Origin of the sequence: Bacillus sp. FJAT-28004 (assembly GCF_001280845.1) — a bacterium.
Classification (GTDB): Bacteria; Bacillota; Bacilli; order Paenibacillales; family Paenibacillaceae; genus Pristimantibacillus.
In genome coordinates this window covers 2,030,046-2,044,250 of the sequence record NZ_LGHP01000001.1, presented here as the reverse complement: position 1 = coordinate 2,044,250, position 14,205 = coordinate 2,030,046, and the positions used below count along the sequence as shown (strand labels likewise).

11 protein-coding genes and 1 pseudogene are annotated in these 14,205 nt (G+C 45.3%); 1 reads left to right on the top strand and 11 read right to left on the bottom strand.

Annotated elements, in window-relative coordinates:
- Positions 1–2: 2 nt before the first annotated feature.
- The 9 genes and pseudogenes from AC787_RS08655 to AC787_RS34705 all read right to left on the bottom strand — a co-directional run.
- Positions 3–2,282: a beta-glucosidase gene (locus AC787_RS08655; protein ID WP_054024410.1), complete on the bottom strand. Its 2,280-nt coding sequence runs from the start codon at positions 2,280–2,282 to the stop codon at positions 3–5.
- A gap of 41 nt (positions 2,283–2,323) precedes the next feature.
- Positions 2,324–3,307 carry a formylglycine-generating enzyme family protein gene (locus AC787_RS08650; protein WP_054024409.1) on the bottom strand — a complete coding sequence of 328 codons (984 nt, stop codon included), beginning with the start codon at positions 3,305–3,307 and terminating at the stop codon, positions 2,324–2,326.
- Between the two features lie 38 nt (positions 3,308–3,345).
- Positions 3,346–4,806 carry a sulfatase gene (locus AC787_RS08645; protein ID WP_054024408.1) on the bottom strand — a complete coding sequence of 487 codons (1,461 nt, stop codon included), beginning with the start codon at positions 4,804–4,806 and terminating at the stop codon, positions 3,346–3,348.
- Positions 4,807–4,821: 15 nt separating this feature from the next.
- On the bottom strand, positions 4,822–6,660 hold the full coding sequence (locus AC787_RS08640; protein WP_054024407.1) for a sensor histidine kinase: 1,839 nt from the start codon (positions 6,658–6,660) through the stop codon (positions 4,822–4,824).
- Between the two features lie 4 nt (positions 6,661–6,664).
- On the bottom strand, positions 6,665–7,678 hold the full coding sequence (locus AC787_RS08635) for a response regulator transcription factor (RefSeq protein WP_054024406.1): 1,014 nt from the start codon (positions 7,676–7,678) through the stop codon (positions 6,665–6,667).
- 114 nt (positions 7,679–7,792) lie between these two features.
- Positions 7,793–8,662: a carbohydrate ABC transporter permease gene (locus AC787_RS08630; protein WP_054024405.1), complete on the bottom strand. Its 870-nt coding sequence runs from the start codon at positions 8,660–8,662 to the stop codon at positions 7,793–7,795.
- Position 8,663: 1 nt separating this feature from the next.
- Positions 8,664–9,569 (bottom strand): ABC transporter permease subunit, encoded by a 906-nt coding sequence (locus AC787_RS08625; protein ID WP_054026977.1) that lies wholly within the window; start codon positions 9,567–9,569, stop codon positions 8,664–8,666.
- 227 nt (positions 9,570–9,796) lie between these two features.
- Entirely contained in the window at positions 9,797–11,329 is a 1,533-nt protein-coding gene (locus tag AC787_RS08620) for an extracellular solute-binding protein (RefSeq protein ID WP_054024404.1), read from the bottom strand.
- Between the two features lie 373 nt (positions 11,330–11,702).
- Positions 11,703–11,854: pseudogene (locus AC787_RS34705) on the bottom strand (tyrosine recombinase XerS); the annotation flags it as partial.
- A 178-nt stretch (positions 11,855–12,032) separates the two neighbouring features.
- On the opposite strand from AC787_RS34705, the gene AC787_RS08615 reads away from it, so the two are divergent.
- On the top strand, positions 12,033–12,260 hold the full coding sequence (locus AC787_RS08615; RefSeq protein ID WP_054024403.1) for a DUF5110 domain-containing protein: 228 nt from the start codon (positions 12,033–12,035) through the stop codon (positions 12,258–12,260).
- Positions 12,261–12,348: 88 nt separating this feature from the next.
- Here AC787_RS08615 and AC787_RS08610 read toward each other — a convergent pair whose 3' ends face one another.
- Positions 12,349–13,182: a carbohydrate ABC transporter permease gene (locus AC787_RS08610; RefSeq protein WP_054024402.1), complete on the bottom strand. Its 834-nt coding sequence runs from the start codon at positions 13,180–13,182 to the stop codon at positions 12,349–12,351.
- Positions 13,183–13,206: 24 nt separating this feature from the next.
- Complete coding sequence (locus AC787_RS08605; RefSeq protein WP_054026976.1) at positions 13,207–14,085, bottom strand: carbohydrate ABC transporter permease; 879 nt, start codon at positions 14,083–14,085, stop codon at positions 13,207–13,209.
- Positions 14,086–14,205: the final 120 nt, after the last annotated feature.

The window sequence follows — 14,205 nt, the reverse complement described above, 5'->3', positions numbered from 1 at the left end:
ACTCAAATCTCCGAAGCTCTCACGGCATTATTGCACTGTTCAAGCAGCATAGAAAACATGTCTTCCGTTATCGCTCCTCTGGTAAGAGGTAGCAAAGCACGCAATGGTGCATTACGAATCATGGCCATTCTCATTTCGGATGAAATAGCATCCGATGGGGCCGATTGCGGCAATGTACTTTGCACGTGCTGTACAATCGGTAGCGTTTTGGGATTGTCCATGAGTTCCCCTACCGTCGTATTCCGATGAAATACTGGCGTGATTTCCGTCGTGGACGAGAGAATCAAGGAAGAGCGGAGCTCGATGTCTCTGGACGACTTCCCAATCAGAACCTCGTACTCGCCCGACTCCACGTGCCAGTCCTTCAATTCCACGTTATAGTAAGCAAAACTACGTTTATCCAAGATGAACATAACCGTTTGCTCCTCTCCAGGCTGAAGGGCAACTTTGGCAAACCCTTTCAGCTCTTTTTCGGGACGGATCACGCTTGGTTCGACATCTCGGACATATAGCTGGACGACTTCTTTGCCGAATCGGTTGCCTGTATTTTTCACTTTCAAGCTGATCTGCACGGTTTCCCGATCTGTCGCATGCGTCTTATCGAAATTCAAGTTGGAATACTCGAAGGTCGTATAACTAAGCCCATAGCCAAATGGAAAGAGCGGTTCGATGTCCTTGGCTTCAAAAAAGCGATACCCCACAAAGATCCCTTCCCGATATTCGACACGGTCGCCTTCGCCTGGAAAAAACGGATGGGACGCATTTTGCTTCAAACTTTTCGGGAACGTTTCGGCCAGTTTCCCGCACGGGTTCGCATCTCCGAATAGAAGATCGGCGATTGCGCCGCCTACCGCTTGTCCACCAAGGTAAGCTTCCAGAACGGCTTTGGCATGTCCCAGCCAAGGCATGACAACCGGCGCACCGTTGCTCAAAACCACGATTACATTCGGTTGAACTGATGCGATTTCCTCGATCAAATGAATTTGGTTAAGCGGCAAGTTTAGATGAGACCGGTCATATCCCTCCGACTCATATCGGTCTGGCAATCCCACAAAAAGAACGGCTACATCGGCTGCCAACGCTTTTTGCTTAGCTTCTTCCACTAAGGAGTGAATCGTGTCATCGCCATCGAGATCATAACCTTGCGCATATCCGATCTCAGCTCGGCTGCCGACCGACTTTATGATTTCTTCTCGAATGCTGTCCAGTTGGGTAGGCTTGATATGGGAGCTGCCGCCGCCTTGAAATCTGATTTTTTCGACAAACGCGCCGATAATCGCTACTTTACCGTCTTTTGCCAAAGGTAGAATCCCATCCTCATTTTTGAGAAGCACCATGGTTTCCCGCGCTACCTCTCTGGCAAGATGGTGATGTTCTTCTTTATCGTAAACAGCGCCAGTCTTTTTATTGTCGACTGCTTTAAAGACAATGGATAACAGACGCTCTACCGCCTGATTAAGCAATGGCTCCGACAGCATGCCGTTTTTTACTGCTTCTACAATTTTGCCTTGTCCGATACCGTGACTGGATGGCATCTCCAGTTCCATGCCGCTTGCCACACTCGCAACCGCTTCGTTTACAGCACCCCAATCGGATACGACAAACCCTTCGTGACCCCACTCGTCCTTCAGAATATCCTTAAGCAAAAACTCATTCTCGGAGCAATAGGCGCCATTCAGTTTGTTATAGGCAGACATCACCGTCCAAGGCTGTGCTTGCTTAACAGCACCTTCAAATCCAGCTAAATAGATTTCTCTCAAAGTTCGCTCGTCAACAATGGCATCCGTCGTCATGCGGCGATGCTCTTGATTATTGACGGCAAAATGCTTAAGGGAAGTTCCGACACCTTCGCTTTGCACGCCTGCAATATGTGAAGCAGCCATCTGGCCTGTAAGATGAGGATCCTCTGAGAAATATTCGAAATTTCTACCGCAGAGCGGCGAACGCTTAATATTCGCGCCTGGCCCAAGAAGAATAGACACATCCTCAGCTTGACATTCTTTGCCTAATGCGCTGCCGACTCGAAATATTAATTCTCGATCCCACGAGCTTGCCAAGCCTGCTGCCGATGGGAAGCAAGTCGACGGAAGACTTTCATTAAGTCCCAAATGGTCTGCTTCTCCTGCTTGTTTTCTAAGGCCATGCGGACCGTCCTGCATCAGAATGGAAGGAATACCAAGCCTTTCGATTCCCTTCGTTCTCCAAAAATCTAAACCTGAGCATAGTCCCGCTTTCTCTTCTAACGTCATTTGTTCAATCAATTGTTTTATATCTCTTTTCATTTTGATTTCTCCTTTTTGTCTCATAACTATAAAATCATAGCTTATGCATCGGCGGCACAGCGGAAGCCCATATTGCCCGTGGAACTGTCCGGTGTATTCTGGCTGCGGGCAGCTACACGGTAGCGGTTACAGTAGGATTTATGACATAAATAGGATCCACCTCGCATCACACGGCTTGTTCCACTTGACGGACCGATTGGGTTCACCCGTGACCTATTCACATGAAAGATTGGGCTGAACCAGTCCGCGCACCACTCCCATACATTACCAGCTATGTGGTACAGGCCATATCCGTTCGGCTCAAAGGCTTGTACGGGCGCCGTCCCGACGAATCCGTCACTAGCGTTGTTTTTCGTCGGGAATTTCCCCTGCCATATGTTGCACATGTGCTTACCGCCGGGTTTGATCTCATCTCCCCATGGATATCGTTTCTGAACGAGGCCTCCCCGGGCTGCAAACTCCCATTCCGCCTCCGTAGGCAACCGTTTGCCTACCCATCTGCAGTAAGCTTCCGCATCGTTCCAAGTGGTATGAATAACTGGGTGGTCTAGCCTATCTTCGATTACGGAGCCGGGTCCTTCCGGAGCGCGCCAACTGGCGCCTTCGACGGCAAGCCACCACGGGGATTGTCTAGTAGAACCTAGAATCTTGACTCCGAATTCGGGTACAAACAGATGAAAGACATACGACCATCCGAACTTCTCCGCTTCCGTTATATACCCGGTTGCGTCTACAAACATCTTGAATTCCAAATTCGTTACCGTATACGGATCGATATAGAATGGAGCCACAGTGACGGCCCGCACCGGTCCCTCTCCATCGGAAGGAAAACCTTCTCGATCGTCAGTACCCATCAAAAACTCCCCGCCTGACAAGTAAATCAAATTCTGTTTGTCAGGTTGTGTGAATATAGCTCCCGGATTCGTTTCATTTGTTGTGTCCCTTCTGTCAACAATGGACGTCAAGGAAGCCTGAGTTCGGGAAACGGAGCAGCAAGAAGGCTTTAACGGATCTGTCATATTCATGCCCTCACTTTCTAATAGCAGAATCGTCGTGTATTTCCCTATATGCCTAGTCGGACATACTGCTCAGGTGGAGCTTCATTTTCTTCCATAAGCTGCTTAAGCATTCCGAGCATGTTGGTCTCGACATTCTGATCTTGAATAGGATGTTGCTGAAAAGGATCCTCGTTTACGTCAAATAGCAATGTCCCTAAGGAATGAAAATGGCTATACCCGGCTGCCCTTATCTTCAACGTCTGTGTCCCCTTCGTAAAGGAGAATGGCTTTTGTAAACTGATCTCCTGCAGCTCCTTCAATGAAAACCTGCTGCGCATATGAGTTGGCATCAGCGTGTAGTTGTATAGTGGAGTATTATCCTTAGAAACCGGAGCACGCATATAGACGTAGCGGCCATCCGTCACATTCACATGTGCGCCGTGCAATCCATATAGAGCGGCCTCGCGTACTGAAAGGTCACTGGCTATCGTTTCCTTAAGAACCTTCCCCTGCATATCCGCCGGAATGTCCAGTCCAAAAAAATCAAGCAAAGTTGGAGCTAAATCAATGGTCTGCACCAAGCTGTTCCTGCGTTCATTGGATCTAGCGCTTCGCGGGTCCCATATGAAAAGTGGCATATGGGCGATCTCATTGTAGAACGGCATGATCGTTTTGGCCCACCAATCATGTTCCCCTAGCAAATACCCATGGTCCGTATTTACAATTAACATCGTGTCTTTCCACAGGTCCAATTCATCCATCGTATCAAGCACTTTGCCGAGATAGTGGTCGCACATGCTGAGCAAAGCCGCATATTCAAGCCGGACATGTTCGATTTCTTCCTTCGTTTCTTTGACTTGGCCGTAAGGAGGCCAATCAAAATGTTTTCCCTCGTACTTATGCGGATATAAATCGCGGTATTTTTGCGGAGCATAGAAAGGCTCGTGTGGGTCAAATGTTTCTATCTGGACGAACCATCGGTCCTCTCTTTGGTTCTTTCGTATAAACTCCAAGCCCTTCTCCATCGTTTGCGCTTGCGGAAAATCTTGCTCTTCCCGAATATAATTACGGTTCACCCAATCTTGCCGGATCAACGGGTTCATTTGCTTCACACCGACCATCTCCGGCATCTGCGGATCAGCTACCTCTCCCTTCCATGGATCGCCTTCCTGCCCACGAATCAGCTCATATGAGCTGTATCGGGTGTGATAGGTGCCGCCGCCGTCTTCCCAGTAGTGCTGATGATCGGTCACCAGATGCGAGTAAACACCATTCTTCTTCAGCAACTCCGGCATGGAGTCGTCGAAAGGTTCTATCGGGCCCCAACTGCGGTGAAGAAAGTTATATCGCCCCGTGTGAAGCTCCCGCCGCGCAGGCATACACGGCATACTTCCCACATAGGCCTGATCGAAAACGACAGTTTTCTCAGCCAGTCTTTTAAAATTCGGGGCTTTAATCCAATCACATCCGTAAGGAGGAAGCATGTGTCTATTTAACGTGTCAAACATAAGCATAATGGCTTTCATTTTATACCCTCACCTTCAAGAATTATCTGTTTTGTCCGAATGATTCTGGAGCATATTTAATGGCAAGCGAATAGAGACGACCGTGCCCCGGCCTTCGAAAGAATCCATGCACACTCCGTATCGATTTCCATACTGCAAAACAATCCGTGCGTGTACATTAGCAATACCTAATGACTGTTGTCTCCCATACTCATGCTGGGCATTTTCGGATAACTGCATCAGCATACGGTTGATCTCCATTAGACGGTCAGGACGAATACCCGGTCCGGTATCCGCTACTTCAATCACCAAATCGGTTCGATCATCAAATGCATTGACAATAATACTCCCTTTGCCCTCTTTGGGCTCTATTGCATATTTCACTGCATTCTCAACAAGTGGCTGGATGATTAATTTAGGGATCAAGCAATCCATAAATTTATCATTTACGCTGAATTGACTACGGAATGTTCCTGGAAATCGAACATGAATAATCGATAAATAATACTTTAACTGAGTTAACTCGTCTTCCAACTTCACCATCGAATCCGTATCTTTAGCTGTATATCTGTAAAAGTCTGCCAAGCTGCGGGCCATCTTAACGATTTCCGGCATATCCTCCAAATAAGCCATACTTTTGATAATATCTAGCGAGTTGTACAAAAAATGTGGATTAATTTGGGCTTGCAGTGCTTTGACCATCGCTTCCTTTTCCCTAAGCTGAAGACTGACTTCCTTATACTTCAGGGTACTGACGGTTTCGAGCAGTTCTTGAATTTGATCAAGCATGATATTGAAGCCTCGATTTAAATACTGAAGTTCATCCTGGCCAGACACGTAGACTGCGCGAACGTCCAAATTCCCTCGCTCCACATCGCCCATGACTTTTCGCAGACGAAGAATGGGCCTTACGTACATAGATGACAAGATTGGAACGATCAACACTATCCCCAAGGCAATAATCAGAAATGCGGCTATCATCGCGTTAGGCGTATTTTTGGTAGCTGACGCCATCTCGTCAAAGGGAACGGTCGATACAAAGCTCCAGCCGGTTGATTCCGATTTCGTCACAGCTACCAAGGTTTTCCGTCCTTCCCATTCTTGAACGGAAGCGCTTTCGTTATCTGAAAGATCCAGCTTCCCCAACTCTGTCAACTTGCGATCTACGCCAAGCCAGCTGTATTCCGAATGATAAACAATTGAATCCTCATCGGATACGATAAAAAACCGACCCTTTGGAGATAGATCTGCCTTTTCGAACGTGCGGTTGAATTCATCCAAATAAAAATCGATGACCAATTTCCCGAGAAAATCCATGTTTTCTATACTATAGATGGGCAACTCCAAGGAGAGCACACGCACGTCGCCGGTTATGTATTTCACCGTATGCGTGGGGATCACCACGGTCTTCTCCTGAAAGCCGCTTTGGCTCCAGGGCTCATCGTTAAAAACATCATCTGAAATCAATGACAGATTCGACATCGCCAACGTGCGTCCATCTGTAGTTAGCAGAAACATACCGACAATTTCCGGATAGTTGAGCGCCACATTTCTTCTCAGGACGTTCTGTACGTCTACTTGTTCCTTTAAGGAATAGGATTGGCCTTGCTCCATCCACTGTTGAATGAGCTCGTCTTTCATTACAGATGACGTCGACTTCCCCAACTGGTAAATGTAAAAATCGATATGGTGATTCAGCCGGAGAGAGGCTTCCTGAGAAATTCTGTAAAAGTCCCTTTTGATCCCGCTGCTATAGTAAGAATAGGAAAGATAACCCATCAACATGATGGTCAGCAAGCCTACGAAAAGAAAAGCAATCGTTAACTTCGCCTTGATCGAGAAACGAAAATAGATGTCAGCAACTTTTTTTCTCATTCGCTTAAACGCCCATCGATTTTCTATATTCATTAGGAGATTGTCCTGTGTTCTGCTTGAATACACGGTTGAAGTGTGGCAGAGAATTAAAGCCGACAGATTCGGCAATTTCATAAATCTTCCGATTGTCTTCGAGCAAGAGTAGCTTGGCCTGCTGGATCCGAAGCGTAGTTAAATAGTTGATAAAGGATTGCCCCGTATATTTTTTAAACAGTAGGCTGAATTGGGAAACGCTGATGTGATATCGGTTGGTCATTTCCGTAATGGACAAGTCTTCGGCGTAACAGGTCTTCAGAAATTCGCACGCTTTACGGACGAGCTGACGCATTTCCCTGTTAAATAACAAGTTATAATACTTAATCCAGTGCTGCGTCAAAGTAAGAAAGTGCTGGGTTGCTTGCTCCTCATCCGGCTGAGAAATTTCCATACGGGAGAAAAACGGTTCCATACCTTGGATTAAGTCATTGAATTTTCCAGAGAACATTTTGAGTAATAAGATTTTCTCGCTTTCCTGCAAGTTAGAAGAACCGTAAATGTGCTTAACAATATGAGCTTGTTCCTTAAACACCGTCTGCGGATCCATATCGGTTATTTTGTCAAAAAACTGCTGAATGCTCAGGAAATATTCTCTCAGATTAATAATTTGAGGTATTTTCTCCGTCGCGTTCTGCAACGCTTTGCCCAGCTCGTCCTCCATCACGGGCTTCAGCAAAAAATCACTGACGTTATAACGCAACGCTTGCCGCGCATATTCGAATTCATTGTACCCCGTCACAATAACCGTAATAATTGGCAATCGTCTCTCGTGAATTTCACGAACCAGCCAGAGACCGTCCTGAACAGGCATCATGATATCGGTGATAACAATAGAGGGCCACACCGTATTAATCATCTGCAGCGCCTCTTCCCCATTTCCTGCCTCCGCCACCACTTCGTACGCGCTTCCCATCTGCTCCACCATTTTGGCGATGGCACTGCGTATCCAATGATCATCCTCAACAATCATGACCTGATTCATATACGAACACCCCTATCATTTAATAATGAATCTACTCCTTCGTCCCAAGGAGATCGACATAAATCCTTCATTATACCATGGGGGTCCCAGAATGCATGCGGTACGAAATGTGATTCACCCTTTTACCGACCCCACAAGCATTCCCTGATCAAAATGCTTTTGAAAATACGGAAACATGATAAGCATCGGGAGCGCGGCCATGACCACGACGGCCATTTGCACGGGAGGTCCATACTCAAACCCGTTGGATGATACTTCCATCGAATTGCTCGATCCCAACATAATTTGCTTTAAGAACACCTGCAAAGGCAATTTCTGCGAATCGCTAATAAACAGAACGGCTTGAAAATAAGAACTCCAGTAAAACACTGCATAAAACATGATGAAGGTAGCGACCGAGGTTTTGGATAAAGGCAGAATGATCCGCGCAAACAAAGTCCACTCCCCGCAGCCGTCAATCCGAGCCGCTTCCTCAAGTTCCTTGGGCGTATTCTGAAAAAAACTTCTCATCACGATCAGGTTAAACGGAAGGACAGCATTATTCAAAATTAGCGACCAATAACTATTAAGTAAGCCAAGCTGACTTGTCAGCAAATACATAGGAATAATGCCGCCGCTGAAGATGAGTGTAAATAAGACCATTATATTTATTACTTTTCTGCCCTTGAGCCAAGTTCTGGATAAACCATAGGCCATCAAAGTTGTAACCGTTATGCTAAACGCAGTCCCTCCCACTGTAATTTTCAACGCATTCCAATAGGAGGTAAGAAAGTTATGGTTGCTGAATAAATAGCCGTAGGCGTCTAATGACCACACTTTGGGAATCAGGAAAAAACCCCGTGACAGCATTTCTTGTTTCGTCGAAAAAGAGCTAAAAAGCACATAAATACAAGGGAAAATGATTAGCAACAGGATCACAGAGAGCGACAAATAGATGAACGTATCGAATATTGAAAATCGTTTCGTGATGGCCTTATATTTCATCCTAATATACCCCTTCCTCTCCTATTTTCCGGGATGCCTTGTTGGCCAAGTAGACAAGCACTAATCCTACCACTGCTTTGAACAGACCGACCGCGGTTGTATAGCTGAATTCCCCCTGGATAATTCCAACCCTAAATACATAAGTGTCAAACACCTCGGAAATATCAATATTCAACGAATTTTGCAATAGTAGAATATGTTCGAAACCTGAATCCATCACGTGGCCCAATCTCAAAATGAATAAAATGATGATGGTCGCCCGTAGAGCAGGTAAGTTAATATGCCAAATTTGTCTCCAGCGGCTCGCACCGTCAACCCGAGCTGCCTCATAAAGTGTAGGGTCTACAGAAGCAAGAGCCGCAAGAAAAATGATCGCGCTCCATCCGGCTTCCTTCCAAACTACCTGAAACAAATAAAGACTCCGGAAGTAACTGGGGTCAGTCATCAGTTCAATACGCTCAAAACCCCAATTAGAAAGCAGAACATTAATCCCCCCGTCTTGAGAGGAGAATAATAAGACAGTAATACTCATGATGACTACCCAGCTTAAGAAATGTGGAACATACAGCAATGTTTGCGCCCATTTCTTATACCATCCGACGCGAACCTCGTTCAGAAAAAGAGATAGGATAATCGGCACAGGAAAAAATAAAAATAAGTTCAAAGCGCTAATCACTAGGGTGTTCCTAAAGATCCCCCAAAAATTCGGGTCATGGAACAGCCGCTGGAAGTTATTGAATCCTACCCACTCGCTTTGAAGAAAACCTTCGAACGGATCATAGTTTTGGAAGGCGATGATAATGCCACCCATGGGAATATATTTGAAGATGATAAAAAACAACAAGCCCGGCAAAATCATCAAATAAATTGGGATTCCGCGCTTCCATTCATGCCTTCTGCGACGCATGCTCTTGCTGTTTACCCTAGTAGATTCTGTTACCGTAGTACTCACAACCGCAACCTCCCTTTCTCAATTTAGCGAGGATAAACAGCTACGCCGTCCTTTCAAGACGAGTGTGTTTATCCAGAAATATAAGCATCTTATCGTGTGAAACATATTAATTCTTATATTTTATTAGAGCCTGAATGAACGGATCGATCATTCAGGCTTTTCATGTCTGACAGCCAATTTAATTATTTCGTTTTCAGATATTCGTCGTTCATTTCCTTAATAATGGAATCTCCTCCGCCGACCTTCCATTCGGCAATCGCTTTATCTATGGACTCCATCGGTTCATGACCAACAATAACCTTGACCATGGTATCCATCCATTTTTGATCTATTTTCGATCCAACTTTGATTTCTGTTTGCGAAATAAGGCCAGAAGCAGCGTTATTCACTTTAAGTTTCTCATTGTTATCGAAATATGATTTGATAGTTGCAACCTCTTTAGGATCACTCCATTTGTATACCAGAAACATCGGGTCGAATCGTTTAAAGAACCAGCCAAGTAACAAGAACTGTCTGTCCTTTACCGATGCTTCAAGCTGCTCATATTTATCATCCGATATCTTCTTGTAATGGACACCTTCGATCCCGTGTTTCACCAGATCATAACCTTCGTCAGAAAGCATATAATCCATTAGCTTCAGGATGCGTTGTTGTTTCTTAGCTTCAATTTTTGAATTGATCACGATCTTTACACCCGTTGGCGTGCCCGGTACTCCACGTAATCCTGTAGGACCAGCCGGAGGCTGCAGTTGGACAAGCTCCGCTTTCGGTTCCAACTTGGTTAATGGAGGCAGCGTTTCGACATAAAGCTGCTGCGGATTGACATCGGCAATACCGGACTTTCCGGCCTCCATCTTATTAAGCGAATCACGCGACTTCAGGATCGGGAAATCTTTGTCCAATACTCCCTCGGCGTAGGCCTTTCTCATAAATCCGATAAAATCCTTCAGCTCTTTACTTTGGGTTTGGAAAGGAACCAGCTTGTCTCCCTCCAATTTCCACCTGTTCGCGAGCCCGAAACTGGAAGTCAGGAATTGTGCGCCTCCCCCGAATCCGAAAGAGCCACCAGGGTTAATTTGCATCGAAAAGCCCACCGTATCCTGCTTGCCATTGCCATCAGGGTCTTTGAAAGCAAACGCTTTGGCGACGTTATAAAATTCATCGATCGTCTGAGGTACTTGGAGCCCCAGCTTATCGAGCCAGTCCTTGCGAATAGCCAGTGAATCTCTCGCTTCCTGATAGTAGAACGGTATACCGAAATATTTGTCTTTTGGGTTATAATGTTTCAGCGACTGTTCCGGAATGTACTTCACAATGTTCGGATACTTGCTTAGCTCTGGCTTCACATCCATAAAAATATTTTTGCCCTGCCACTTTATGTACTCTGTGTTCAACATATAATAGACATCTGGGAAGTTGTTGGACGCAGCCATGACGTTCAGTTTCTCTTGATAGTTTGCAGCGGGAACCCATTCAATCTTAAGGTCGATATTCAGCTTTTTGTTCAGTTCCTCGATGATGAGATGATTGGGTGGCCACCCACCACCTGCGTAACTTCGTGTCATGAGGTTAATCGTTATTTTTTCGCTCAGATCGTCTGCTGCAGCATTGCCCTTTCCAGACTCATTCTTCCCTGTCGCGGGACCTCCGGTACAACCTGTAAGCAATGTAGTCAACATCACAGCGCTTAACGAGAACGTTATTATTTTTTTCATTCTTCCAAAGACCCCCCTGAATTTATTTCTTCATGAATAAGAAGTTAGTTCAACTTTATCAAATATCCCAACCAAGGTCGTTAACCTATTGTCCGATTTCTTTGCATTTTCTCCGAAACCAATCTTTAATGTTTATCCCTCGAATCTCTCCGGACGCCAACGTCGTGCCAGAGCGGCAACCTGCACCCGTGCGTCCATCTCTTCTCTCCCTGGCATCAGCTTTACTGTCGGAACATTTGGCGGGCAGCCCGCGCTTGCATCTTGACCGGAAAAGTCCTCACTCCGTCGGGAATGGGATAACGTTCTTGTCAAAATCGGGATGAAGCAAAAGTGGTTGCAAATCATACAGTCAGTTTCAGTTATGAGATTATAATTATCTAACCATATCCATCTTGTCTACAGATTGCTTTAATTCATCATTAGTTAGATGTGTATATATCATGGTTGTTTGAATTGCTGAATGCCCGAGTTAGTTTCTAAGTTAGGTACATCATTGTTCTCTTGATGATATCTTGTTGCAAAATTAATATCAGATATACAAGTGTTATCGAATAGCTTTATCTCATGGGCACACACCAAAAAGCACTTAGTCGTTGACCGACAAAGTGCCTCTTTTCAACAAACATGCTATTTAACAATAATCGAAAATACAACCTTATTTTTCCCGACAAGAAGCTGGAGAACTTGATTTCTCGATACTTACTTGAATGAAAAAGCAAGCTATAGCTTCTACGAGGACGATGTAAAAACATTAGATCACAAACAAGGCGATTACAATGTTACCGAATTCCATTTGGAAAAGAAAGATAACCTTGTAGCGTTCGAACAAGACAAAAAATCTCAAAACTATAAATCTGATATTGAGTCTTACACGATTAAACTGCATTATGCCGAAGAGCTGAAAAAAGTAAAAGCCGCTAATAACAAATAATTCAATAATACGGGGTTCGCGGGCATCGCTGTACGATAAGGAAACGGATGGAGGTCTCTTAGGTCTCAACCCGTTTTTTATGATCGGTTTATCCTTTTATGCCGGACAGTGTTACCCCTTCAATAATATAACGCTGTCCGATCATGTAAACGACCAATACCGGGAGCAGAGCGATTGAAGCACCAGCCATCATCAGCGTCCAGTCCGTCGCATACATGCCGCGGTATAGATTCAGCATCATTGGTACCGTAAATTGCTCCGGGCTGTTGAGAAAGATAAGCGGATAAAAGAAATTGTTCCACATGCCCAGAAACGTGAATATGCCGAGCGCTGAAAGCGCAGGCTTGACAAGCGGAAGCATGATGCGCGTATAGATCGTAAAGCGATTGGCACCATCCACAATGGCTGCTTCTTCCATTTCCTTCGGGATGCCTCTAAAAAATTGGCGTAGCAGAAAAACGCCAAAGGCATTTAATAAGGCAGCAGGCACGATGATCGACTGATGCGTATCGAGCCAACCGAAATTTTTCATCATTAAGTACAGCGGGATGATTGTCACTTGTCCGGGCACCATCATCGTTGCCAGAAACAATATGAACAGCGGTTCCCGAAATGGGAACCGGATTTTGGCGAAAGCGTATGCAGCCATCGAGCATGTTATCAGCTGCGCGAATACGACAATGACATTAATATAGAAGCTGTTAAAGTAAGCTCGCCCGAAAGGCAAGGCCGTCAACGAATCTTTGAAATTGGACCATACGAACGGTTCTGGAATCCATTTAGGCGGAACGACGAACACTTGGGACAAATCTTTTAGTGCGCTGAGTATCATCCATAGGAATGGCAGCCCCATGACGCAGGCCCCAATGATCAGCACGACATGAAGCAACATCGTAGAGAGGTGAAGCCTTTTCGTATTCATGAGCTTTTCTCCTTCGCGTCATCCTTATTCTTCGTAATGAACCCAACGTTTGGATATTTTCATTTGCAGCAAGGTCAGCGTCAAAATCATCGCAAACAGCGTGACAGCGGCAGATGTGCTTGTACCGAAGGTAAAATCAACAAATGCCGAGTCATAAATGTGGTATACAAGTGTATAACTGGCTTTGGCCGGTCCACCCGAGGTCATAACAAAGGATTGATCAAACACCTGGAAAGATCCGATCACGGACATGATGGTGACAAAAAATGTAGTCGATGACAACAAAGGAATCGTAATATGCCGCAGCTGCTGCCATTTGCTGGCGCCGTCAATTTGTGCAGCCTCGTAATATGTCGCGGATATTCCCTGTAATCCGGCAAGGAAAAGCACCATACTGCCTCCAAGTCCCATCCATATGCTAAGCAGCGCAATAGAAGGCATTACGAACCTCGTGTCTGTCAGCCAACGGGGACCTTCAATGCCGAACCAATCTTTTAAGTATAAATTAATCAACCCAAAATCCGCGTTAAAGAGCCACATGAAAACGACTGCTACCGCTACGGACATCGTAATATTAGGCATAAAATAAATGAGCCGGTAAAGGATCTTTCCTTTTACTTTATTTAAGCCAATAGCAACAAGCATCGCCAGAATGATGCCGGTCGGTACGGTGAGAACGGTATAATACAGCGTGTTAACAAGCGCGATCCTGAAATCGGGATCTTTAAACTGCCCCACGAAATTGTCCAGTCCGACAAAGGTCCGTTCACCGAAGCCGTCCCAGCTCATTAGACTGATGGCGAAAGCCAATATAAGCGGAATCAATGAAAAGATAACCAAACCGACCATTTGCGGAAAGATGAAAAAATATCCCCAAAGGCTGTCCACCGTCTTCGTCCTCATGAAGTGACGTTTCGTATCTGTTGGGTCTATTGACGGAGAGGGCCCATTATTAACGGCCGTTTTCATATCGATGTAAGCCACCTTTCTTCTATTATAGTAAGAAGGAAGGGTTCCGAATGT

Excerpts from the sequence above, each read along its gene's own strand:
- AC787_RS08655 (WP_054024410.1), bottom strand. The coding sequence starts at position 2,282 with ATGAAAAGAGATATAAAACAATTGATTGAACAAATGACGTTAGAAGAG.
- AC787_RS08650 (WP_054024409.1), bottom strand. The coding sequence starts at position 3,307 with ATGAATATGACAGATCCGTTAAAGCCTTCTTGCTGCTCCGTTTCCCGA.
- AC787_RS08645 (WP_054024408.1), bottom strand. The coding sequence starts at position 4,806 with ATGAAAGCCATTATGCTTATGTTTGACACGTTAAATAGACACATGCTT.
- AC787_RS08640 (WP_054024407.1), bottom strand. The coding sequence starts at position 6,660 with ATGAGAAAAAAAGTTGCTGACATCTATTTTCGTTTCTCGATCAAGGCG.
- AC787_RS08635 (WP_054024406.1), bottom strand. The coding sequence starts at position 7,678 with ATGAATCAGGTCATGATTGTTGAGGATGATCATTGGATACGCAGTGCC.
- AC787_RS08630 (WP_054024405.1), bottom strand. The coding sequence starts at position 8,662 with ATGAAATATAAGGCCATCACGAAACGATTTTCAATATTCGATACGTTC.
- AC787_RS08625 (WP_054026977.1), bottom strand. The coding sequence starts at position 9,569 with ATGCGTCGCAGAAGGCATGAATGGAAGCGCGGAATCCCAATTTATTTG.
- AC787_RS08620 (WP_054024404.1), bottom strand. The coding sequence starts at position 11,329 with ATGAAAAAAATAATAACGTTCTCGTTAAGCGCTGTGATGTTGACTACA.
- AC787_RS08610 (WP_054024402.1), bottom strand. The coding sequence starts at position 13,182 with ATGAATACGAAAAGGCTTCACCTCTCTACGATGTTGCTTCATGTCGTG.
- AC787_RS08605 (WP_054026976.1), bottom strand. The coding sequence starts at position 14,085 with ATGAGGACGAAGACGGTGGACAGCCTTTGGGGATATTTTTTCATCTTT.